The following is a 22908-nucleotide window of genomic DNA, read 5'->3' on the forward strand; positions in this document are numbered from 1 at the left end:
ACTTATGGTAAAAGTCCAGAATGGTTTTCGCCTATCTTTGTGATATAGCCGCCTGAGCTGCTGCCAATCTTGCAATCGGCACACGGAACGGTGAGCAGGAAACATAGTCCAGACCAATCTTGTGGCAGAACTCTACAGAAGAAGGATCTCCGCCATGCTCGCCGCAGATACCGATGTGGAGATTCGGATTTACCGGCTTTCCTAACTTGATTGCTGTCTCCATTAACTTACCAACGCCAGTCTGGTCAAGTTTTGCAAACGGATCATTCTCAAAAATCTTAGCATCATAATATGCCTCTAAGAATTTTCCTGCATCATCACGGGAGAATCCGAAAGTCATCTGTGTCAGGTCATTGGTACCGAAGCAGAAGAAGTCAGCTTCTTTTGCAATTTCGTCTGCGGTAAGGGCAGCTCTCGGAATCTCAATCATGGTACCTACTTCATATTCCAATTCAACGCCGGCAGCAGCGATTTCTGCATCTGCAGTTTCCACTACTACTCTCTTCACGTATTTTAACTCTTTGATATCGCCAATTAACGGAATCATTATTTCCGGTTTCAATGCCCAGTCTGCATGCGCTTTCTTTACATTAATAGCTGCACGGATCACTGCGCTTGTCTGCATTTTTGCAATTTCCGGATAGGTAACTGCAAGACGGCATCCACGATGTCCCATCATTGGGTTGAACTCATGCAAAGAATCAATCAATGTCTTAATATCTTCTACAGATTTGCCCTGAGCGTCTGCCAGCTTCTTAATATCTTCTTCCTCAGTAGGAACAAATTCATGCAATGGCGGATCTAAGAAACGGATGGTAACTGGATTGCCTTCCAGAGCTTCATATAATTTCTCAAAGTCTCCCTGCTGGTAAGGAAGAATCTTGTCCAAAGCAGCTTCTCTTTCTTCTACCGTATCTGCACAGATCATTTCACGGAATGCAGCAATCCTGTCCTCTTCGAAGAACATATGCTCCGTACGGCAAAGGCCGATACCTTCTGCACCCAACTCACGCGCCTTCTTAGCGTCTGCAGGCGTATCGGCATTGGTACGAACCTTTAAAGTCCTATATTTATCTGCCCATGCCATAATCCTTCCAAATTCTCCGGCAATGGTTGCATCAACGGTAGGAATCAGGCCGTCATAAATGTTACCCGTGGTACCGTCGATAGAGATAGGATCTCCTTCATGGTATTCCTTGCCAGCCAGGGTAAATTTCTTATTCTCTTCATCCATAGCAATGTCGCCGCATCCAGATACACAGCAGGTTCCCATACCGCGCGCAACAACAGCCGCATGGCTGGTCATACCGCCGCGGACAGTCAGGATACCCTGAGCAGCCTTCATACCTGTAATATCTTCTGGAGAAGTCTCAAGACGTACTAATACAACTTTCTCGCCTTTCTCAGCCCATGCTACAGCGTCATCTGCGGAAAATACGATTTTACCACATGCAGCTCCCGGAGAAGCGCCAAGTCCCTTACCTGCAGGAGTAGCAGCTTTCAAAGCAGCAGCATCAAACTGAGGATGCAGTAACGTATCCAGGTTACGAGGATCGATCATAGCAACTGCTTCTTCTTCGGTTCTCATGCCTTCGTCCACTAAATCGCAGGCGATTTTCAGAGCAGCCTGTGCAGTTCTCTTACCATTACGTGTCTGAAGCATATAGAGTTTCTCATTTTCAACGGTAAACTCCATATCCTGCATATCTCTGTAATGATTTTCCAGAGTAGCGCAAACTTCTGTAAACTGTTTGAACGCTGCCGGGAATTTCTCTTCCATCTGAGCGATTGGCATTGGAGTACGAACTCCTGCAACCACATCTTCGCCTTGTGCATTTGTCAGGAATTCACCCATCAGCTTCTTCTCTCCGGTAGCCGGATCACGGGTAAAGGCAACGCCAGTACCGCAGTCATCACCCATATTACCAAATGCCATACTCTGCACGTTTACAGCAGTACCCCAGGAATATGGAATATCATTGTCACGACGGTATACATTCGCACGAGGGTTGTCCCAGGAACGGAATACAGCTTTTACCGCTCCCATCAACTGTTCCTTCGGATCATCCGGGAAGTCCTCGCCGATTTTCTCTTTATATTCAGCTTTAAACTGAGATGCAAGCTCTTTCAGGTCGTCTGCTGTAAGTTCAACGTCCTGTGTCACGCCTCTGTCAGCTTTCATTTTATCAATCAGTTCTTCGAAGTATTTCTTTCCAACTTCCATAACTACATCAGAATACATCTGGATAAATCTTCTGTAGCAGTCCCATGCCCACCGGGGATTGTTGGACTTTTCAGCAATAACGTTTACAACGGTCTCATTCAGACCCAGATTCAGGATGGTGTCCATCATACCAGGCATGGAAGCTCTTGCGCCGGAACGTACGGATACCAAAAGCGGATTCTCTTTATCACCGAATTTCTTTCCTGTGATCTCTTCCATTTTACCAATGTATTCATTGATCTGAGACTGGATCTCCTCATTGATTTGACGTCCATCCTCATAATACTGAGTACAAGCTTCTGTTGTAATTGTAAAACCCTGTGGTACCGGAAGACCTAAGCTGGTCATTTCAGCAAGGTTTGCGCCTTTTCCTCCAAGAAGTTCACGCATGTTAGCATTTCCCTCTTTGAAGAGATAAACCCATTTGTTTGCCATTTGAATTCCTCCTAAAATTTACTTTGGTTTATTGTTATGCAGATATGGACTGCCGACTAAAACTAACATGCCTTACAATTCCACATCTGCCATTACACAATGAGACAGTGAATGACTGTAAATCTTATTTTTCATGTGTCTGAAAACTCAATGACCAAACTATGGCTTCTGAATTGGAAATCAATTTACCATCATTCAGCCAGCAAAACCTGCTGGGCCTTCCAAATCCTGAGGACGCGAAAGCACATCTCATGAAAGCTATTTTCAAACACAATCTAAACATCATTACACAATGAGACAGCGCACGATTCTAAAGCGCACACATATATTCTAACATATTTTGGAATAATAGCAAGTCTATTTTTTTGATTTTTTGCGATTATAATAAATCTTGAAAAGGAAAATTCTTATATCTGACATCCCATATTTGAAAGAACAATTTATATTTTTCCATACTCAAATATAAAACATTCACTCTGACAGTCATTTAAAATTAGGAGGGATTATTATGAAATGCAAAATATGCAGCGCTGAGAATTTAGAAGGCACTCGCTATTGCCAGAGTTGCGGCGAACCATTAAAAGAATCTGTTTCCATAGGCTTTCCATGGAAACACGGAAAAGCTTATGCAGGACTTGGACACAAAGGTTCCTCCATCGCTCCATTAGGCGCTATGGCTATTGAACGGCAAGGCAAAGAATTGGAACCTGGGAATGCCCATAAGAATCTGGTAAAAGTCTGCCCCTGCCAGGATGGCACATGGTATTGCCCTGACTGTGGAGAATTGAACCAACAATATAAAAATTTCTGCAAAAACTGCGGCAGGGATTATGTATGACCTAAAAATAGCAGCTTATGCATTTCCTTGATTCTTCATAAGCTGTTTTAATTTTGTCAATATTCATTTCCCGCCACCTATCCAGCCACTTACGAAAAAACAGACGCCAGGAATTTTGATTTTCCTGATGTCTGTTTCTCTTTGTATAGGATATCAACCGCCTGTTCACTCCATAAGGCCTTTCTCCTTTTTGGCAATTTCAGAACCTGTTTCTCATTAGTATAGGATATCAATCGCCTGTTCACTCCATAAGGCTTTTCTCCTTTTTGGCAATTCAGAACCTGTATCCATGGATTTTCAATCGCTGCGTATCCATTAGAAATCAAACTTATCTGAAAAATACGCATCCAGTTCTTCTATCTTCACTCTTTCCTGTTCCATGCTGTCTCGAAACCGCACGGTTACCGAACCGTCGTTTTCTGATTCAAAATCATATGTGACGCAGAAAGGAGTTCCAATTTCATCCTGTCTTCTGTAACGTTTTCCGATATTTCCTCTGTCATCAAATTCACAGTTATACATTTTGGACAATCTGGCAAAAATTTTCTCTGCTCCTTCGTTCAGCTTCTTAGAGAGAGGCAGAACTCCGATTTTTACAGGCGCAAGCGCCGGATGGAAATGAAGCACAGTTCTCATATCAGGTTTTTCCTCTGTTCCGATATTTTCCTCATCATAAGCTGAGCAAAGGAAAGCCAGAACCACACGGTCAGCGCCCAGAGAAGGCTCAATCACATAAGGAATGTATTTCTCCTTCTTTTCGTCATCAAAATAACTCATATCCTGACCGGAGGTTTCCTGATGACGAGTCAAATCGTAATCGGTACGGTCTGCAATTCCCCAGAGTTCGCCCCATCCGAAGGGAAACAGGAATTCAAAGTCTGTAGTTGCCTTGCTGTAGAAGGACAGTTCTTCCGGCTCATGATCACGCAGACGAAGTTCTTCTTCTTTCATGCCAAGATTCAGCAGCCAGTCGCGGCAGAAGCTTCTCCAGTACTGGAACCATTCCAAATCAGTTCCAGGCACACAGAAAAATTCCAGTTCCATCTGTTCAAATTCCCTGGTGCGGAAAGTAAAGTTTCCGGGAGTAATTTCATTTCGGAAAGATTTTCCAATCTGGCAGATTCCGAAAGGAACCTTTTTCCGGGAAGTCCGCTGCACATTTTTAAAGTTTACAAAAATACCCTGTGCCGTTTCCGGCCTTAAGTAAACGGTATTTTTGGCATCTTCTGTAACTCCCTGAAAGGTTTTGAACATTAAATTAAACTGACGGATATCCGTAAAATTATGTTTGCCGCAGGTGGGACATGGAATCTGATGTTCTTCTATGAAGCTCACCATCTGCTCCTGACTCCAGCCGTCTACTGTGCCCTCTAGTTCAATTCCCTTTTCTTCTGCATAATCTTCGATAATTTTATCTGCACGGAACCGTTCATGACACTCTCTGCAGTCCATTAACGGGTCGGAAAACCCTCCCAGATGTCCGGAAGCTACCCAGGTCTGAGGATTCATCAGAATGGCGCAGTCCACACCTACATTGTAAGCATTTTCTGTAACAAACTTTTTCCACCATGCCTGTTTTACATTATTTTTCAGTTCCACGCCCAGATTGCCGTAATCCCAGGTATTTGCAAGACCTCCGTAAATTTCGGAACCCGGATAAACGAAACCTCTTGCCTTTGCCAGTGCCACGATTTTTTCCATGGTTTTTTCCATATTGCTACCTCTTTCTTTTTATACTTTTGCTCTTTGCTGTATTCATTCTATTCCTTTATGCCGGTATTGTTCCCGTCCAGTCACTAAAACTGCTTATCCTCTGATTCTGTGAAAACCCAATACTGTTTTTGTTCGTTCACAGAAGCTGCTATCCGCTGATTCCGTGAACTCCAATGCTGTTTTTGTTCGTTCACAGAAGCTGTTATCCACTGATTCCGTGAACTCCAATACTGTTTTCGTCCAGTCACCGAAGCTGCTTACTCATAAATCACATATACCAGAGCGGATTCCTCTCCGTCCTCCGCCTCTTCCGGAAGCTGGATAGACACCGTATCCTTAGCTTTCATTGTGGTGTACCTGGAAGAAACATATTGAATGGTTCCATCCACCTTCACGTCTACCTTTTCACTTAATATAATTACTTTTGCATCCAGATCTGCAATCGCATCTCTGTCTGCGCTTCCAGCAGCTTCACCGTTTTCAATTTCCGTAAATTCTTCCTCAAAGTTATATCCTTCCGCCAAAGCCTGTGGGATGGTGCCGGAAAATAATGTCACTTCATTAAAATTCTGATACTCTTCACAGCTGTCGTACTTAATAAAAAGTCTGGCAACGCCATCCTCTACGGAAAATTCATCAATGCTTACACTGCCTTTCCCATGTTCTTCCTGATATTCCGCAACCCTTTCATCAATATAATTCTTAAGTTCTTCATCATCATAATAATCTTTGTCAAAATCTGCGATAGCCGCACTGACTACATTGCCCTTTTTCTGTATGTACACGGTATCACGATCTGCCTCCAAAGATTTTCCACATCCTGTCAATAGTCCGGCCAGAACAAGGATTACCAGACTAATGGAAATAAATTTTTTCATGTTAAACCTCCTCAAAGTCTAATACGTGAATCGCAAATATTATACCCTTTTCTGTCTGTGATTGCAACTATTGATTTCCCGATTTAGCAGAATTTGCTATAATCTGTGCTGCAAATCCCTCATTCTCTTCCAATATCTGAAGGGCATGAAACTTCCGCTCTACATAAAACACCATATATTCATTCATAATATCCTCCAGCTTTTCAAGAACTGCTTCTGAGACTGTAAAGGTATAAAGCTTCTCAATGGTGGAGGTTATAATATACTGCATAGCATAAAGAACAGACTCATCCAAAAATATCTGTCCGGCCTGCCCTCCGCAATTCTCACAAAGCGTTCCACCGGTTTTCGTGGAAAACCAATGCAGATTTTCTTCTTTTCTGCATGACAGGCAGGAAAACACATTAGGATATTCTCCGTTTATCACCATGGTTTTCAATTCAAAAATCCGGCGTACCAGCCGGTTATCCAGGTTCTCCTTTTCCAGTGCACGAAGTGACTGGTACAGAAGCTTTAACATATGTATTTCCTCTGTGTTTTCTCTGGCGTAATAATCTGTCAGTTCCAAAAAATAGAATCCGTAACAGGCGTTTTCCATATGTTCTGCCAGTTCCCGGAAATAATTGGTGATATCCGCTTTCACGACGGTATAAGAACTGCGTCCCTCATAGGTTTCAAAGCGGCCGAAGGAAAAGGGGCTGACTGCTGCCATCAGCTGATTGCCCGGCCGCCTTGCGCCTCTGGCAAATGCGGATATTTTACCTCTTTCCTTCGTTAAAATCATTACCCTTCTGTCATATTCTCCCACCGGGGCTGCGGATAATACCATGCCCGTCAGCGTTATGGTCTGCCCCATTTCTTCTCACGCTCCCGCCTGTTTGATCTCGGTCTGCCATCATGGAGAGAGTTGCGTCACCGCTGACTCTTTCATTGCTCCGCCGGCATTTGTAACTTAAATAATCCTGAATGCTTCCTGTACTTGCAAATTTCTTCCATTCCTGCGCTACCATCTGGACGCCCCCTTGTTCTTCGTTTGTTTCTTACAGTCTGCCAAATTCCGGGAAATGCCTGAACTCTGCCTTAAGGCAGGTTAAGGAACTTTTAAAGGAAAATTAATCACTGTAATTAATATTAGGGTATCCTTTCAGTTTCCAGATATACCAGATAAATTCTGGCAGAAATAAAATATGCCTGACAGTTGCGCAGCTCTTTGTCGGCAGTAAAATGCCAAGGCTGCTCTAAATCCCAGAGGAAATGAACCATTATTCTTCTTCCCGGTAACCAAAATTCTTAATCAGGAAGTCACTGTCTCTCCAGTCTTTTTTTACCTTCACCCAGAGCTTTAAGTTCACCTGGCGTTCCAGCATTTTCTCAATTTCAAACCTGGCGTTGCTGCCGATTTTTTTCAGCATTGCACCGCCTTTTCCTATGATAATTCCCTTGTGAGAATCCCGTTCACAAATAATGGTGGCTTCGATATCTGTGATCCTGCCGTTTTTGCGCTCCTTCATCCGCTCAATGGTAACGGCTATCCCATGAGGAATTTCTTCATTCAGGGCATGAAGTGATTTTTCACGGATAATTTCAGCAACAATCTGTCTTTCTGGCTGGTCAGTCACGGTGTCCTCATCATAGAACATTGGACCGTAGGGCAGGTATTGGAATATCAGGTCTGTTAAAATTTCCGTATTATCTCCCCGCAGGGCTGACAGGGGAACGATTTCCGCAAATTCATATTCCACTCTGTAAGTGTCTATGGACGCAAGGACTGCTTCTGGTTTTACTGTATCTGTTTTATTAATAATCAGGATTACAGGAGTAGTGATTTTTTTCAGTTTTTCTAAAATATGGCGCTCTCCGGCTCCGATAAAACTGGTTGGTTCCACCAGCCATAACACAGCATCCACATCCTGCAGCGTTCGCTCTGCCACATTTACCATATATTCTCCAAGCTTGTTTTTGGCTTTGTGGATGCCAGGCGTGTCTACGAAAATAATCTGACCCTTTCCTTCTTCTGTATATACCGTCTGAATTCGGTTTCTGGTGGTCTGTGGCTTCTTGGAAGTAATGGCGATTTTCTGTCCAATTAAATGATTCATCAATGTAGACTTCCCCACATTCGGCCTTCCAATCAATGTTACAAATCCTGATTTAAGTATCTGATTCATATCCTCTCCTTCATTCCATCGCTGCAGGCCTTACCTTTTTTAATTGTTGCAGGCAAAGCCTGCCCTGCAAAGAATCTCTTGTTAAAATGTTCCTGGAAAACTTTTTGCGTAAAGATTTTTAATAAAGATTTTTAATAAAGATTCTTTAATAAAGATTCTTTAATTCCCGAAACAACTCTTTTTCTTCTTTTAATTTCTCTTCATTTCCGATCACACAGAATGCATTCTCTTTCAATATTGCTTTCACGACGCCGGACAAACTCCGGATATCCTCCTGGGATGCATGCAGGATTTCTTCCCGCTCTTTCTGAAGCATCTCTTCTGTGATGCCGGTAAAGTAAGCGGTGGCGCTGCGCCCTGTCTTCCCAGCCGGCGTTAAAGGTGCGTCCACGCTGCTGAAGGTTCCCAGGATATATCCTGTCATCTCTTTCTCGGTTGCCTGGAAATTCTCTAAATACTCCGGAATTCCTTCATAAATCTCATTGGTTTTTGAAAGGTTCGGATCACGGTAAGAGGTAAAATAACCGTCGCCTCTTCTGGTAAATCCGCTCATGCAGCCGTAAGCCCCGCCTTTGACCCGGATGTTAATCCAAAGGTAGTCATAGCTTAACAGCACTTTCAGAATCCGCAAAGTTCCGGTATACTCGTATCCTGCCTGTTTAAAATTACCGGCACGGGATACATACTGCACCTGAGACGCATCCAGAAAACCTTCGTTTTTCTTTTCCAGGCGAAGGGAAGGTTCTGACGTTTCAGGCGCATGCTCTGAAAGAATTGCTTTTATTGCAGGAATCTCTTTCTCCAGAGCTTCTATTCCTTCCGGCTCTGCGCCAATGCTGAACATCAGATTATCCCTGTAAAAAATCAAGTTCATCAGAGATTCTAATTTACTGGTGATGAAATCTTTTTTCTCTTCAAAATGTTCTTCCAGATCCTTTACCAGCTGGTAGAATTCAATCCCCTGTACCATATCGGTATAGCGGGCGCTTTCTGAAAAATAGGACATGGCTCTTATGGAAGAAACAGAATGTCCGCTGGCGCTTAAGGACATCTGCAGCCTGGATTTTAACTGTGCCAGAATCTCATACAGCCGTTCCTGTTTTCGGAAATTACTTCCGGATATGATTTCCTTTACAATCTCCATAGTCTTTGGAATTTCATGGTACAGAGTTTTTATCTTCACTTCGTATTTCAGAAGGATGCTGTCTTTTTTTGCGTGAGGATAAATACCGATTTCACTGAAAATCCCTCCGGTGTGAAGGTTTATTTCATTGGCAAGCTCCTGAAAACTATAGGAAGCGGTATCCACATACCCCAGCACGGCCTTTAAAATGCCAAGCCAGGGAATCTCTTCTGAGGAAATTTTGCCTGCATCAAATATCAGGCTGAAATATGCAATTCCATTGGCGTCAATATCATGGCACAGCACCAATGTATCATCTTCCGTGTGTTCCCGAATATATAATTTTTCTCCGGTTTTTTTTATGTCATCTCTGGAAAGCATCGGTATCGTCGCAAGATCCTCTGGCGCGGAGGGTTCCTCCTGATATTGTTTCAGACGGCGGGTAAATTCAACCACAGCCTGTTTCTCTTCCATTGACAGGGAAGCCTTATATTCTGCCAGCTTCTTTGCCAGCGCTTCTTCTTTTTCTGTATTCAGGCCATATTGCGGCTCTGCGATTACCACTGAAGCATGGGGATTATCCAGAAAATATTTCTGAACCAACTGCTCAAAATATCCTGTTTCCGCCTGGGCTTTTAAAAATTCAATAATTTCCAGTTCTTCCAGATGAAGAAACGGCTGATTCTCATCATAAATCCAACTGTCCAGGCACTTAATCCCCAGAAGAAGCCCTTTGGGGAAAGAACCGTAATCCGCTTCCCGGTATCTGAATTCAAAGCTGTTGATTCCAGCCATCAGGGATTTCCGATTAATTCCGGTACGCACCTGTTCCTTCAGCACGTCCTGGATAATTTTTAAAAATTCCTCTTTTTGTTCTGAATTGCTGTTTTTTGCAACAATGGAAAACAAAGGCTGCAAACTGCTGCAGTCAAAGGAGGCCATAATATCCTTGCCGATTCCGGCGTCTAAAAGCGCTTGCTTTAAGGGCGCTCCCGGTGCGCTCAGCAACGCATAATCCAGAATGTCAAAGGCTACATACAGTGTTTTGTCCAAAATGGTTTCAATGCTCACATTATAAGACAGATAGGCGTTATCCTTTAATTCTTCGCCACTGGCAATATTGTAGGGGATGACAACCTCTCTGGGTTCGGTAAATGGTTTCTGGATTTTAATGTCAGAATCCACTGCAATCTTCTTATATTTGCTGAGATATTCCTGGTCAATCCACTCTAACTTTTCCTCCATATCCATATTCCCGTAAAGATAAATATAAGAATTGGAGGGATGGTAATATTTTTGATGAAACGCCAAAAACTGCTCGTAGGTCAGTTCCGGAATATTTTCCGGATTTCCGCCGGATTCAAAGGCATAGGAGGTATCCGGATAGAGACTGTTTAAGATCTCCCGCTCCAATACTCCGTCCGGAGAGGAAAAAGCTCCTTTCATTTCATTGTATACCACGCCATTAATGGTAAGAGGGGCATCCATTTCATCCATCTCATAATGCCATCCCTCCTGGCAAAAAATTTCTTTATGTTTGTAAATATTGGGATGAAAAACTGCGTCCATATAAACTTCCATCAAATTCTGGAAATCCTTGTCATTGCAGCTTGCCAGGGGATAAATTGTTTTGTCAGGATAAGTCATGGCGTTTAAAAATGTATTCAAAGAACATTTCGCCAGTTCCACAAAAGGATCTTTGACTGGATACTTCTCAGAACCGCATAAGACGGAATGCTCCAGAATATGGGCTGCTCCTGTGCTGTCTAAGGAGGGGGTGCGGAATCCCACATAAAATACCTTATTGTCATCTTCATTGGAAATCAGGCAGATTCTTGCCCCGCTCTTTTTGTGTTTCAGCAGGAAACCTGCGGACTTGATATCCTCTAAATTTTTTTCTTCTAGCAATTCATATGCGCTACAGTTTTTCAAATTCATTTTAATTGTCCTTCCTCTTTTCTATTATTTTATTTCACATAAATGATACTTCTGTCACGGCTTCAGATTCACGGTCAGATGGTTGTATGGAATTTCAATCCGGTTCTCATCAAAGACCTCTTTAATTCGTTCATTCACACGCCATTTCGCCTTCCAGTAATCCTCTGCCACTACCCAGAGCCGGCAGCCCAGCCTGACGCTGCTGTCTCCTAATGCATCCACAAAAACCTGCCATTCCTCTTCCTGGATCCGAGACTGCTCTGACAGCAGAATCTCTGTTAAAAGTTCTTTGGCGCGCCGGATATCTGTTTCATAGGAAACTCCTACAAATACGTCCAGTCTCCGTCTGTCCTGCTGCGTCACGTTGGTAAGGCTGGAATTAGCCAGGGTCCCGTTGGGAATTACCACAATCCTGTTATCCGGCGTTGACAGCTTGGTATAAAATATCATAATTTCAGACACGGTTCCTTCATTCCCATGGGTATCTTCAATAATATAATCCCCCACTTTAAATGGTTTAAACAGCAGAATCAGGACGCCGCCTGCAAAGTTAGAAAGGCTTCCCTGCAGAGCAAGACCCAGGGCAAGTCCTACCGAACCCAGTACCGCCACTACAGAAGTTGTCTCTACGCCCAACTGGTTTACCACCGCCATTGCCAGAACAAGATACAGGGTGATTTTGATGCAGGAATCCAGAAACTGCTTCACTCCTTCATCCACGCCGGAACGCTCCATAGCTCTCTGCAGCAGCTTCCGCAGCCATTTTATTATTTTTTTGCCAATGAAATAAATAAGAAGAGCAATGACGGCCCGAATTGCAAAGTCAATCAGGTAAGGAACCATATCGTTCAGATAGCTTTTCAGCACGCCGGGCCTGGTAACCTGCTCCAGCTGCTGAAGCTCCGCCAGATTATCCGTGATGTCGTCTGCCAGTAACATTCTCTGTATCAGAGTATTTGCTGCGTTTGTCAAAAACATTTCTTTTCTCCTCTGTTTCAGGCGCCTGTTCCTTGATTGTTCTGTTGACACCTGCATTCAAATTCACTATAATTATTATAGTATAATATTTGCGGTGTAAAGGCAAACAATATTTTTAAATGAACTACAAAAAAGGAGGTAGTGTACATGAGCAGTTCCCAACTAATTAATATCGTGGAGGTCATTTGCCATTCCTTTCGGCATCTGGACCCGCGTCTGATCAATCACGGTGAACGTGTTGCATATATTCTGATGAAGATGCTGGAAGACACCAGCTATTATACGAAGCAGGAAAAGCAGGATATATTTATGCTGGGGCTGCTTCATGATATCGGCGCCTATAAGGGAGAAGAACTTGATTCCATGTTAAGCTTCGATATGAATGATTCCATGGAGCATTCTGTATTCGGATATCTTCTGTTTCAGAATTTCTCCCCTCTTTCAGATTATGCCGATATTATTTTGTATCACCATCACTGCAATGCCCAATATTATCCGGTTCCCATTGGCAATTACCACAGAGATATGGCAAAGCTGATTTATCTTGCAGACCGTATTGACATTTTCTGTGTGCTGAATGATGTAAAGCAGCTGGATTCTTTTCTGGACAGGTACAATGAAACCGTATTTCCCTCTGCCGGAATCCGATGGTTTCATGACGCCAATAAGAAATATCAGATTTTGAACCATCTTCACAGCGGAGCCTATCAGGAAGAAGTTGCCAGCTATACCAAAGAGCAGCTTGTTCTGACGGAAGAGCAGATACATAAATATCTGATGACCTTTATTTTTTCGGTAGATTTCCGGAATGAATATACCGCATTGCACACCAGTTATGCAGTGTACTTAACGGAAAATCTGTCCCATACTCTGCATCTGCCTGCTGGGTCTGCGAAAACGGTACAGCTTGCCGCTATGCTGCATAACATTGGAAAGGTGTCTCTGTCCTCTGATTTGACCAGCGTAGAGGATTATGACTGCTATTTAAAGGAATTATACCAGAATTCCACGATTGACGTTACCCAGAAAATCCTGTCCGGTACGGTAGACGCACAGATCCTTCAGATTATAAATGAATCTTTGCGGATTCTGAAATGTTGGTCAGAAAATGAACCGCTTTCTTTTACTCCTTCTCCGGCAGGGGAGATTGTAGCCCTTTCCTATTTCATCAGTAATATGATGAATCCAGGCGGGCACATTTCCTGCCGTCCGGATCTGGTTCAATTTTTAAAAGAGAGATATAAGGGCTGCAATATGGACTGCACCATCCTGATGGCGCTGGAAAAATATTTTCCGCAGATTATGGAACAGACCAGGTCTTCCTGTGAATCCATGTTCCGCACTTACCATCATGTCATGGACGAATTTCATTATCTGAATACAATACTTCTTCATTATAATACAAAATATCAATAATCATACAACATGACCCAAAGCGCTTTTTGTTCCGTACAAACATCAGAAGATTACTTTTCACCAACGGAAAACGGACAGGTTCTTTTCATTGAGCACCTGCCCGTTTTCTCTTCGGCGTTTCCGCAGGAAGAAAGAAACTGCTGAGCGCAGAATCTTCTCCTTGTGAAATTTTATTTTACTACTCTTATTTTCAATACGCTGTCAATCTTTTTCAACTGTTCGATGGCCACTTCTGTCACCGGAGAATCAATATCCAGAAGAGAATATGCATAATTGCCCCGGCTCTTATTGGTCATATCTGAAATGTTAATATTGTTATCTGCCATAACTGCAGTATATTTTCCGATGATACCTTTGACATTTTTGTGAAGGATCGCCACACGGCCTGCGCTGGAGCAGATGCCCATATCACAATTGGGATAGTTTACAGAATTACGAATATTTCCGTTTTCCAAGAAATCCTTAACCTCCTGCACTGCCATCACGGCACAGTTATCTTCAGATTCTTCCGTAGATGCGCCCAGATGGGGAATCAGGATACATCCTTCCTTTCCTGCCGTTGCGCTATTGGGAAAATCGGAAACGTATTTTTTCACTTTTCCCTCTTTAATGGCGTCCAAAATGGCTACTTCATCCACCAGTAAATCTCTTGCAAAGTTCAAAACTACCACGCCGTCTTTCATTTGAGCAAACGCCTCTTTGTTCAGCATCTTTTTGGTGTCCTCCAGCAGCGGCACGTGGATGGTAATATAATCGCATTCACGGTAAATATCTTCCACATTGCTGATATGTTTTACATTCCGTGACAGGCTCCATGCAGCGTTGACAGAAATAAAGGGATCGTAGCCATATACTTCCATACCCAGGTGGGTGGCGGCATTGGCCACTTTAACTCCAATAGCCCCCAATCCCAGCACGCCTAATTTCTTGCCGGAAATTTCACATCCTGCAAATGCCTTTTTGGCCTTCTCTACATCTTTGCTGATGTTTTCATTGTCTTTGTTTTCCTGTACCCAGTGAATTCCTCCAGTAATGTCACGGGAAGCCAGCAGCATTCCTGCAAATACCAGCTCTTTGACGCCGTTTGCATTAGCTCCTGGGGTATTGAACACAACAATTCCCTGCTCGGCGCATTTTTCCAGCGGAATATTGTTTACTCCGGCTCCGGCACGGGCAACGGCACAGAGCTCTTTTGAAAGCTCCATGTCATGCATGGAGGCGCTTCTTACCAGTACGGCCTGCGCCTGATTTATATCATCTGTCTTCTTATAATCCTGGCTGAATAAATCCAGACCCACGCCAGCAATGGGATTTAAGCAATGATATTGGAACATTTTAATTCTCCTCTTCAAACTTTTTCATAAAGGCCACTAACTTCTCCACGCCTTCTCTAGGCATGGCATTGTATATGCTGGCCCGCATTCCACCTACGGTTCTGTGTCCTTTCAGGTTTACAAATCCTGCTGCTTCCGCTTCTTTTACAAATTTTGCGTCAAGGTCTTTGTCTCCTGTGACAAAGGGCACATTCATCAGGGATCTGTCTTCTTTTCTCACAGTTCCTTGGAACATTTTGCTTTCATCCAGGAAATCATACAAAATTTTGGCTTTTTCCTCGTTGCGCTGTTTCATAACCTCTAAGCCACCCATATTTTTAATCCACTGGAATACTTTTCCGCAGATATAAATGCCGTAAGCAGGCGGCGTATTGTAAAGGGACTCCGCATCTGCATGGGTCTTATATTTCAGCATGGTAGGCGTGCCGGGCAGGGTGTCTTCTGTAATTAAATCTTCCCGGATGATGACAATCACCACACCGGCAGGCCCGATATTTTTCTGAACGCCGCCATAGATAATGCCGTATTTTGATACATCTACTGGCTCAGATAAGAAACAGGAGGACACATCCGCCACCAGAATATGACCCTTGGCGTTAGGTAATGTCCTATATTTGGTTCCGTAAATGGTATTGTTCTCACAGATATAGACATAATCTGCATCTTCTGGAATATCCAAATCAGAACAGTCTGGGATATAGGAAAAGGTTTCATCCTCAGAAGAAGCCACCTTCACTGCTTCTCCGTAAATCTGCGCTTCCTGAAACGCTTTTTTCGCCCACTGGCCGGTTACGATATAAGCGGCTTTTTTGTTTTTCATCAGATTCATGGGAATCATGGCGAACTGCTGGGAAGCTCCGCCCTGCAAAAACAATACTTTATAGTTATCAGGAATATTCATCAGTTCCCGTAAATCCGCTTCTGCTGTTTTAATAATGCTGTCATATACTTTCGAGCGGTGGCTCATTTCCATTACGGACATGCCGCTTCCCTGATAGTCCAGCATTTCATCTGCTGCCTGTTGTAAAACCTCTTCCGGCAGAACGGCTGGCCCTGCGGAAAAATTATAAACTCTGCTCATTTTTTCCTCCTCTTATCTGCATATTGCGCAAATTCTTTCATTCATGCCAATTTAAAGAAAATAACTGGCCTGTTACATATCTCCTTCATCAAACGCTTCACTGATGGCCGCTCCAGGCGCCACCATAGGCCATACCTTATCATCACTGTCAATCATGCAGTCGATAACAACAGGCATATCACCGGCAAGGGCCTTCTGAAATGCTTCGCTGAATTCTTCTCTGGTGGAAGCCCGGTATCCTTTGGCTCCCATAGCCTCAGCCACCTTCACAAAATCCACACTGTCATTTAAAACAGTCGCTGAATAATGCTGCTCATAAAATAAGGTCTGCCACTGGCGCACCATGCCCAATACATGATTATTGACTACCACCTGAATCAAAGGCAGTTTCTGACGCACTGCTGTGGCAATTTCGTTCATATTCATACGGAAACAGCCGTCTCCGGCAATGTTAACTATCTGTTTCCCCGGATTGGCAATCTGGGCTCCAATGGCTGCTCCCAGACCATATCCCATAGTTCCCAGCCCTCCGGATGTAATCAGTGTACGCGGTTTTTTGTAGCGGTAGAACTGGGCTGCCCACATCTGATGCTGCCCGACTTCCGTCACCATAATAGCGTCGCCTTTGGTCTGGCGGTAAATTTCTTCAATCAGGTAAGGACCGCTTAACCCTTTTTCCGGATAATTCAGAGGATAGGTTTCTTTATAGTTCATGATTTTTTTGATCCATTCTTCATGGTTCTGCTGCTCTAACCGTTGATTTAACCGCATTAAAATTTCTTTAATATCTCCAATTACATGAGCATCTGTTACAATATTTTTATTGATTTCCGCCGGATCAATATCGAACTGAAGAATTTTTGCATGTTGGGCAAATTTTTTTGCATTTCCGGTTACCCGGTCGCTGAACCTTACTCCCACTGCAATCAATAAATCGCATTCGCTGACGCCGTAATTGGAGGTTTTGGTTCCGTGCATTCCCAACATTCCGGTGTACAATCTGTGGTTTCCGTCAAAGGCTCCTTTTCCCATCAGGGAATCGGTGACTGGCGTCTGAACCTTTTCCACAAATTTTAAAAGCTCCTCACTGGCCTCTGAAATCACTGCGCCGCCTCCCACAAACAGATAGGGCTTTTGGGATTTACGAATCATATCCAGGGCCTGTTCTAATGCTTCTTCTGTAATTTTCTCACAGCAGCGCATTTCCTGCTTAATCGTAATCGGATGGAATTCTGTTTGACTGGCAGTGACATCCTTGGGGATATCTACCAATACCGGCCCCGGCCTGCCTCTTCTGGCAATTCGGAATGCCCGGCGGATGGTATCGGCCAGTTTATCTATTTCTTTTACAATAAAGTTATGCTTGGTAATCGGCGTTGTGATTCCTGCAATATCAATTTCCTGAAAACTGTCTTTTCCAAGGAGGGGAACTGTTACGTTACAGGTAATAGCCACCATGGGAACAGAATCCATATAGGCGGTTGCAATCCCGGTTACCAGATTAGTGGCTCCAGGCCCTGAGGTTGCCAGGCACACACCCACTTTTCCAGTAGAGCGGGCATATCCGTCTGCCGCATGGCTTGCGCCCTGTTCATGGGAGGTCAGAACATGTTTGATTTCATGTCTGTGTTTATATAATTCATCATACACATTTAAAATGGCTCCTCCCGGATAACCAAAGACAGTATCCACACCTTGCTCTTTCAGACACTCTATCACAATCTGTGCTCCTGTCAGCTGCATATTTTCCTCTCTTTCCGGGCAAACGGCAAATGCCGTCTCCCTTCCTATTATTTTAAATTCTTTCTGCAATCAGATCTCCCATTTCTGCGGTTCCCACCTGAGTGACAGAAGATTTTTTCTCTTCTTCCTGAGGCATAATATCAATGGTGCGGTACCCCTCTTTCAATACCTGTTTTACGGCATGCTCCACCGCATCTGCTTCCTTGTCCAGATCCAAAGAATACCGCAGCAGCATTGCAGCGCTTAATATGGTTGCAATGGGGTTTGCAATTCCTTTTCCCGCAATATCAGGCGCAGAACCGCCGCTGGGTTCATACAGGCCGAATTTGGTATCGTTCAGGCTTGCGGAAGACAGCATTCCGATGGATCCAGTCACCATACTGGCCTCGTCTGATAATATATCACCAAACATGTTCTCTGTCAAAATCACGTCAAATTGCCGGGGATCTTTTACTAACTGCATGGCGCAGTTATCCACCAGCATATGTTCCAAGGCAACTTCAGGGTATTCTTTTGCCACTTCTTCTACTATTTTTCTCCAAAGCCTGGAGGAATCCAAAACATTGGCTTTATCAACGCTGGTTACCTTCTTCCGTCGCTTCATGGCAATATCAAATCCGCGTTTTGCGATTCTTCGTATTTCATGTTCATTGTAAGTCAGAGTGTCTTCCGCCGTCATAACGCCGTCTCGTTCTTCCGTGACCCGCTTTCCGAAATAAAGTCCTCCGGTCAGCTCCCGCATAATCATCATATCGAAGCCTTCTCCGATAATATCCTCTCTGAGTGGACAGGCTTCCTTCAGTTCTTCATACAGATATGCCGGCCTGAGGTTGGCAAACAGATTCAGGGATTTGCGCAGCTTCAACAATCCGGCTTCTGGCCTTAATTCCGGCGGGAGCTGATACCAGGGGGAAGTCGTTGTATTTCCTCCGATGGAACCCATCAGGACAGCGTTTGCCGCTTTCGCCTGTGCAATGGCACCGTCGGTCAGCGGAACGCCTGTGGCGTCTATGGAGACGCCGCCCATCAATATTTCGTCATAGGAAAAAGTATGTCCGTATACTTCTCCTGTTTTATCTAATATTTTTTTTGCTTCCTTCACAATCTCCGGTCCGATTCCGTCACCGGAAATCACTCCAATCTTATAATCCATTCCCGTTCTCTCCTTTGCATGTGCAGACAGCTCAGCCTTCCTTTTCTCTGCCCTGGGCTGTCCTGGCTGTAAGTTGCTAATGCAGCAATGACCTTATCTCAATGCTGCAATTATAGAAATCCATGGGATTTTACAATCAATAGTACTACTATATTATATTTGCCTTGGGATTTCAACTGAAAAAGATATTTTTCTTTTTTATGGTTTTTATAAGTTAAAGTTATGATATGCTGAGATTATATTATTTTATGATATGATAGAACAACATGGGCAAGCCCGCCTTACCTTCCCAAACCTCTCATTTATGAGGAGTATTGCACACTTTGCGCCCCGCGTGGGGTCTCCAGTGACATCTTCCGGACGCACAAACGGGCATATCATTTAATGAAAAAGACACTCTCCGGTCCTGCCTGAGAATGTCCTTCTGCTATTTGCTTTCTTTTTCTACTGCATCTTCCGGCTTCTCCACCATTGCAATGGCCGCTTTCTGCATTGGGATACGACAGTTCTTGTTATTTCCGAATTCCATAATAACAGTATCTTCTGTGATATCAATGACCATTCCATAGAAGCCGCTGGTAGTCAAAACGGTATCTCCCACCGCCAATTCTGACAGCATCGCATTCTTTCTCTTGGTTTCCTTCTGCTGTGGACGTATCATCATGAAATAAAGAGCCACCAGCATGATTAAAATCCAGACAATAGAAAATCCGGCTGCCGCTTCCGTTTGAGCTAAAATAGACATTTCTTCGTTTCCTCCTTATTGTCCATGTCCTTTGGACATCCAGGGACGCCCCTGGGCGTTTCACCTTTTGTCCATGTCCTTTGGACGCTCATTCTATTGTACACAAAATCATGGTTAAGGGCAAGTAGTTTTACGGGATTTATAAAAATTTTAGCAATATCACATGTTCCTCTGCCCCATCCCATACAATTTTTCTTCTTTATAAGCATGGAAACGACCTTGATCCAGAGCATCCCGGATTTCTTCCATCATTGTATTGTAAAAATAAAGATTATGAAGCACACACAGCCGCATTCCCAGCATTTCTTTTGCCTTCAGAAGATGCCGGATGTAAGCTCTGCTGTAATGCCTGCATGCCGGACACTGGCATCCTTCCTCAATCGGTTTCGGATCTCTCTCATATTTTTGGTTAAACAAGTTGATTTTTCCCTGATTGGTGTACAGATGCCCGTGACGCCCGTTTCGGCTGGGGTATACGCAGTCAAAGAAATCCACGCCCCGCTCCACTCCTTCCAGAATATTTGCAGGCGTACCCACTCCCATCAGATAAGTTGGTTTTTCCAGAGGAAGGTGAGGCACTGTTACATCCAGAATATGATACATTTCTTCATGGCTTTCTCCCACAGCCAGTCCGCCGATGGCATACCCGTCCAAATCCAGCTGAGAAATCTGTTTCGCATGCTCAATCCGGATATCGTCAAAAATCGCCCCCTGGTTGATGCCGAAAAGCATCTGATGTTTATTAATGGTATCTTCCATCTGGTTTAACCGGCCCAGTTCTGCTTTACAGCGTTTCAGCCAGCGGGCGGTTCTTGCAACCGACGCCTCCACATAGGAGCGTTCCGCCACACTGGAAGGGCATTCATCAAACGCCATGGCTATGGTAGAGGCAAGATGAGACTGAATCTGCATGCTTTCTTCCGGTCCCATGAAAATCTTCTTTCCGTCAATATGAGAGTTGAAATAAACGCCTTCTTCCTTAATTTTCCGCAGTCCAGCCAGGGAAAATACCTGAAATCCACCGGAGTCTGTCAAAATGGGCTTATCCCAGACCATGAATTTGTGAAGTCCGCCCATCTCTTTGATCAGTTCATCTCCCGGGCGCACATGAAGATGATAGGTATTGGATAGCTGCACCTGTGTTTTAATCTGCTGTAAGTCTTGGGTGGATACTGCGCCTTTGATGGCTGCGGCCGTTCCCACATTCATAAAAACCGGAGTCTGTATGATTCCGTGCACGGTATGAAATTCCCCCCGCTTGGCGCGGCCTTCCTGCTTTAACAATTTATACATAAATTTTCCCTTTCTGTTATAAAATCTATATTGTTCCGAATTCTATTATTTCAAGCGGCCAATTCAGCATACACAACGGAACGGACGGTATCAGTATATCAGAATTTCCTTTCTTTCTCAACAAAATACTTTTCTTTTTTAGACAGGTTCGCTATAATGAAGCAGAATCGTTATAATAAAGCAAAATCGCTATCCAAGACAGACCTTAGTTTGCTTTTTTATAACCAAAACGGAAAGAAACAGGAGGTTATTATGGCAGGTTCAACATTTGGAAATCATTTTAAAATCACTACCTGGGGGGAATCTCACGGCCGGGGCGTCGGCGTTGTCATAGACGGTTGTCCCGCAGGGCTTCCTCTGGATGAAAAGGATATACAGAAATTTTTGGACAGGCGAAAGCCTGGGCAGTCAAAATTTTCCACTCAGAGAAAAGAAGCCGATGCAGTGGAACTTCTTTCCGGTACTTTTGAGGGAAAAACCACAGGAACTCCCATCAGCCTTATGGTATTCAACAAAGATCAGCATTCCAAGGACTATGGTGAGATTGCCAATTACTATCGGCCGGGGCATGCAGATTATACTTTTGATATGAAATACGGATTCCGGGATTACCGGGGAGGCGGCAGATCTTCCGGCCGGGAAACCATAGGCAGAGTCGCTGCCGGAGCTATCGCCGCCAAAATTTTAAAACAGCTTGGAATATCTTTTTGTACCTATACCCGTTCCATTGGCCCTGTTTCCATTTCCAGTTCTGCAAAAGAACTGTTAGCAGGGGATTTATCAGAAATAACAGAGAAAATACTTTCCAATCCCCTGTATATGCCGGAGGAACTGCCCTGTCAAAAAGCGCAGGATTTCCTAAAATCATGCATGGCAAAAAAAGATTCTGCCGGAGGGATTATCGAGTGCGCAATTACCGGCGTGCCTGCTGGAATTGGAGAACCTGTATTTGAAAAATTGGACGCAAATCTGGCTAAAGCTGTGTTCTCCATAGGAGCGGTAAAAGGCTTTGAAATTGGCGGCGGCTTCGCTTCCGCTGCCTCTCTGGGTTCTGAGAATAATGACAGTTTTGAACAAAAAGATGGGAAAACCACAACTGTCACCAATCATTCCGGAGGCATCCTTGGAGGCATCAGCAGCGGAATGCCCATTATCTTCCGGGCTGCCATAAAACCCACTCCATCCATTGCCGCCCCACAGAAAACCATTACCAGAGATGGGGAAAACATCGAAATCTCCATTCACGGCCGTCACGATCCAGTGATTGTACCCCGTGCTGTGGTTGTGGTGGAATCTATGGCCGCGTTAACGCTGCTGGATTTAATTCTGGAACATATGGGCAGCCGGATAGAGTCTATGGCACAATTTTACAGAACGATAGTCTGAGGCATGGAGCATAAATACTTCAGCAATCCCAACAAATCCGTTTTACTATTAGGAATTTAACTATTCCAAAATTTTCAAAGGACTGTCAGAAAATGATTAATTTGCACAGTATATGGTTCGGAAGCTTTGAATGCAACAACCCTATACTGTGCCTGAATTTCATTTTCCAGCGGCCCCTTGAAACATCCCGCCCTATTAGAAATTTACTGATTTGACGCCTCTTTTCTGTGCAGTATTCTCTGCTTCAACGCCCGGATTTTTGCCATATAACGGCTGGTTGCCAATGCCCCTAATATCAGGACTCCAAATACAAATCCAAGGGCAAAGGAGGCAATGTCTGCATAGGGGCCGATGGAAGCGAGCCCCTGCATGTCAATTATTTTCTTTTGGTCCATGTAAGTCCCTCCTTTCCCTGACAGAATAACTTTTGAAGCCAAAAAAATGCAGGACACAATGCGGGAA

Annotated in this window: 18 protein-coding genes; 3 read left to right on the plus strand and 15 right to left on the minus strand. The window is 43.9% G+C overall.

What is annotated here, in order from left to right:
* Positions 1-31 precede the first annotated feature (31 nt).
* Complete coding sequence (gene ppdK / locus E5329_RS20835; protein WP_135991278.1) at positions 32-2659, minus strand: pyruvate, phosphate dikinase; 2628 nt, start codon at positions 2657-2659, stop codon at positions 32-34.
* A gap of 508 nt (positions 2660-3167) precedes the next feature.
* On the opposite strand from ppdK, the gene E5329_RS20840 reads away from it, so the two are divergent.
* Positions 3168-3497, plus strand: coding sequence for a double zinc ribbon domain-containing protein (locus E5329_RS20840; RefSeq protein ID WP_135991279.1), 330 nt, complete (start codon positions 3168-3170; stop codon positions 3495-3497).
* Between the two features lie 315 nt (positions 3498-3812).
* Here the strand turns inward: E5329_RS20840 and E5329_RS20845 are convergent, their stop codons facing one another.
* The 7 genes from E5329_RS20845 to E5329_RS20870 form a co-directional block, all read right to left on the minus strand.
* Positions 3813-5210, minus strand: coding sequence for a glycine--tRNA ligase (locus tag E5329_RS20845; protein ID WP_135991281.1), 1398 nt, complete (start codon positions 5208-5210; stop codon positions 3813-3815).
* 257 nt (positions 5211-5467) lie between these two features.
* The gene (locus tag E5329_RS20850; protein WP_135991283.1) at positions 5468-6088 is read right to left on the minus strand and encodes a hypothetical protein; all 621 of its coding nucleotides are present in this window, start codon (positions 6086-6088) and stop codon (positions 5468-5470) included.
* Positions 6089-6155: 67 nt separating this feature from the next.
* Positions 6156-6944 (minus strand): DNA repair protein RecO, encoded by a 789-nt coding sequence (gene recO, locus E5329_RS20855; RefSeq protein ID WP_135991284.1) that lies wholly within the window; start codon positions 6942-6944, stop codon positions 6156-6158.
* A complete protein-coding gene (locus E5329_RS29985; protein WP_168356711.1) occupies positions 6883-7098 on the minus strand; it encodes a hypothetical protein in 216 nt (71 codons plus the stop codon). The genes recO and E5329_RS29985 overlap by 62 nt, the downstream gene beginning before the upstream one ends.
* A 252-nt stretch (positions 7099-7350) precedes the next feature.
* Positions 7351-8256 (minus strand): GTPase Era, encoded by a 906-nt coding sequence (gene era, locus E5329_RS20860; RefSeq protein ID WP_135991286.1) that lies wholly within the window; start codon positions 8254-8256, stop codon positions 7351-7353.
* A 145-nt stretch (positions 8257-8401) separates the two neighbouring features.
* Positions 8402-11317, minus strand: coding sequence for an insulinase family protein (locus tag E5329_RS20865; protein ID WP_135991287.1), 2916 nt, complete (start codon positions 11315-11317; stop codon positions 8402-8404).
* Positions 11318-11371: 54 nt separating this feature from the next.
* Positions 11372-12295, minus strand: a complete 924-nt coding sequence (locus E5329_RS20870; RefSeq protein WP_275443544.1) for a mechanosensitive ion channel family protein — start codon at positions 12293-12295, stop codon at positions 11372-11374.
* A gap of 147 nt (positions 12296-12442) precedes the next feature.
* Here E5329_RS20870 and E5329_RS20875 point away from each other — a divergent pair, with 147 nt between their 5' ends.
* Positions 12443-13711, plus strand: coding sequence for an HD domain-containing protein (locus E5329_RS20875; RefSeq protein WP_135991289.1), 1269 nt, complete (start codon positions 12443-12445; stop codon positions 13709-13711).
* 170 nt (positions 13712-13881) lie between these two features.
* On the opposite strand, the gene E5329_RS20880 is transcribed toward E5329_RS20875, so the two are convergent.
* The 6 genes from E5329_RS20880 to tgt form a co-directional block, all read right to left on the minus strand.
* The gene (locus tag E5329_RS20880; protein WP_135991290.1) at positions 13882-15045 is read right to left on the minus strand and encodes a phosphoglycerate dehydrogenase; all 1164 of its coding nucleotides are present in this window, start codon (positions 15043-15045) and stop codon (positions 13882-13884) included.
* Between the two features lies 1 nt (position 15046).
* The gene (gene serC / locus E5329_RS20885; protein WP_135991292.1) at positions 15047-16126 is read right to left on the minus strand and encodes a 3-phosphoserine/phosphohydroxythreonine transaminase; all 1080 of its coding nucleotides are present in this window, start codon (positions 16124-16126) and stop codon (positions 15047-15049) included.
* A gap of 72 nt (positions 16127-16198) precedes the next feature.
* Positions 16199-17869: a biosynthetic-type acetolactate synthase large subunit gene (gene ilvB / locus E5329_RS20890; RefSeq protein WP_135991314.1), complete on the minus strand. Its 1671-nt coding sequence runs from the start codon at positions 17867-17869 to the stop codon at positions 16199-16201.
* Between the two features lie 52 nt (positions 17870-17921).
* Positions 17922-19022 (minus strand): 3-isopropylmalate dehydrogenase, encoded by a 1101-nt coding sequence (leuB, locus tag E5329_RS20895; protein ID WP_135991294.1) that lies wholly within the window; start codon positions 19020-19022, stop codon positions 17922-17924.
* Positions 19023-19449: 427 nt separating this feature from the next.
* The gene (gene yajC / locus E5329_RS20900) at positions 19450-19767 is read right to left on the minus strand and encodes a preprotein translocase subunit YajC (RefSeq protein WP_135991296.1); all 318 of its coding nucleotides are present in this window, start codon (positions 19765-19767) and stop codon (positions 19450-19452) included.
* A gap of 159 nt (positions 19768-19926) precedes the next feature.
* Positions 19927-21060 (minus strand): tRNA guanosine(34) transglycosylase Tgt, encoded by a 1134-nt coding sequence (gene tgt / locus E5329_RS20905; protein WP_135991298.1) that lies wholly within the window; start codon positions 21058-21060, stop codon positions 19927-19929.
* A gap of 252 nt (positions 21061-21312) precedes the next feature.
* Here tgt and aroC point away from each other — a divergent pair, with 252 nt between their 5' ends.
* Positions 21313-22446: a chorismate synthase gene (gene aroC, locus E5329_RS20910; protein ID WP_135991299.1), complete on the plus strand. Its 1134-nt coding sequence runs from the start codon at positions 21313-21315 to the stop codon at positions 22444-22446.
* Between the two features lie 203 nt (positions 22447-22649).
* Here the strand turns inward: aroC and E5329_RS20915 are convergent, their stop codons facing one another.
* Positions 22650-22841 carry a hypothetical protein gene (locus tag E5329_RS20915; RefSeq protein ID WP_135991300.1) on the minus strand — a complete coding sequence of 64 codons (192 nt, stop codon included), beginning with the start codon at positions 22839-22841 and terminating at the stop codon, positions 22650-22652.
* Positions 22842-22908: the final 67 nt, after the last annotated feature.

The sequence above is a fragment of the Petralouisia muris genome (genome assembly GCF_004793545.1).
GTDB classification, from domain to species: domain Bacteria; phylum Bacillota; class Clostridia; order Lachnospirales; family Lachnospiraceae; genus Petralouisia; species Petralouisia muris.

Bases quoted from the DNA above. Each gene is read 5' to 3' on its own strand.
- yajC (WP_135991296.1), bottom strand. From the start codon at position 19,767: ATGTCTATTTTAGCTCAAACGGAAGCGGCAGCCGGATTTTCTATTGTC.
- recO (WP_135991284.1), bottom strand. From the start codon at position 6,944: ATGGGGCAGACCATAACGCTGACGGGCATGGTATTATCCGCAGCCCCG.
- E5329_RS20845 (WP_135991281.1), bottom strand. From the start codon at position 5,210: ATGGAAAAAACCATGGAAAAAATCGTGGCACTGGCAAAGGCAAGAGGT.
- E5329_RS20875 (WP_135991289.1), top strand. From the start codon at position 12,443: ATGAGCAGTTCCCAACTAATTAATATCGTGGAGGTCATTTGCCATTCC.
- E5329_RS20850 (WP_135991283.1), bottom strand. From the start codon at position 6,088: ATGAAAAAATTTATTTCCATTAGTCTGGTAATCCTTGTTCTGGCCGGA.
- E5329_RS20865 (WP_135991287.1), bottom strand. From the start codon at position 11,317: ATGAATTTGAAAAACTGTAGCGCATATGAATTGCTAGAAGAAAAAAAT.
- E5329_RS20840 (WP_135991279.1), top strand. From the start codon at position 3,168: ATGAAATGCAAAATATGCAGCGCTGAGAATTTAGAAGGCACTCGCTAT.
- leuB (WP_135991294.1), bottom strand. From the start codon at position 19,022: ATGGATTATAAGATTGGAGTGATTTCCGGTGACGGAATCGGACCGGAG.
- serC (WP_135991292.1), bottom strand. From the start codon at position 16,126: ATGAGCAGAGTTTATAATTTTTCCGCAGGGCCAGCCGTTCTGCCGGAA.
- E5329_RS20880 (WP_135991290.1), bottom strand. From the start codon at position 15,045: ATGTTCCAATATCATTGCTTAAATCCCATTGCTGGCGTGGGTCTGGAT.
- era (WP_135991286.1), bottom strand. From the start codon at position 8,256: ATGAATCAGATACTTAAATCAGGATTTGTAACATTGATTGGAAGGCCG.
- aroC (WP_135991299.1), top strand. From the start codon at position 21,313: ATGGCAGGTTCAACATTTGGAAATCATTTTAAAATCACTACCTGGGGG.
- ppdK (WP_135991278.1), bottom strand. From the start codon at position 2,659: ATGGCAAACAAATGGGTTTATCTCTTCAAAGAGGGAAATGCTAACATG.
- E5329_RS29985 (WP_168356711.1), bottom strand. From the start codon at position 7,098: ATGGTAGCGCAGGAATGGAAGAAATTTGCAAGTACAGGAAGCATTCAG.
- E5329_RS20870 (WP_275443544.1), bottom strand. From the start codon at position 12,295: ATGTTTTTGACAAACGCAGCAAATACTCTGATACAGAGAATGTTACTG.
- tgt (WP_135991298.1), bottom strand. From the start codon at position 21,060: ATGTATAAATTGTTAAAGCAGGAAGGCCGCGCCAAGCGGGGGGAATTT.
- ilvB (WP_135991314.1), bottom strand. From the start codon at position 17,869: ATGCAGCTGACAGGAGCACAGATTGTGATAGAGTGTCTGAAAGAGCAA.
- E5329_RS20915 (WP_135991300.1), bottom strand. From the start codon at position 22,841: ATGGACCAAAAGAAAATAATTGACATGCAGGGGCTCGCTTCCATCGGC.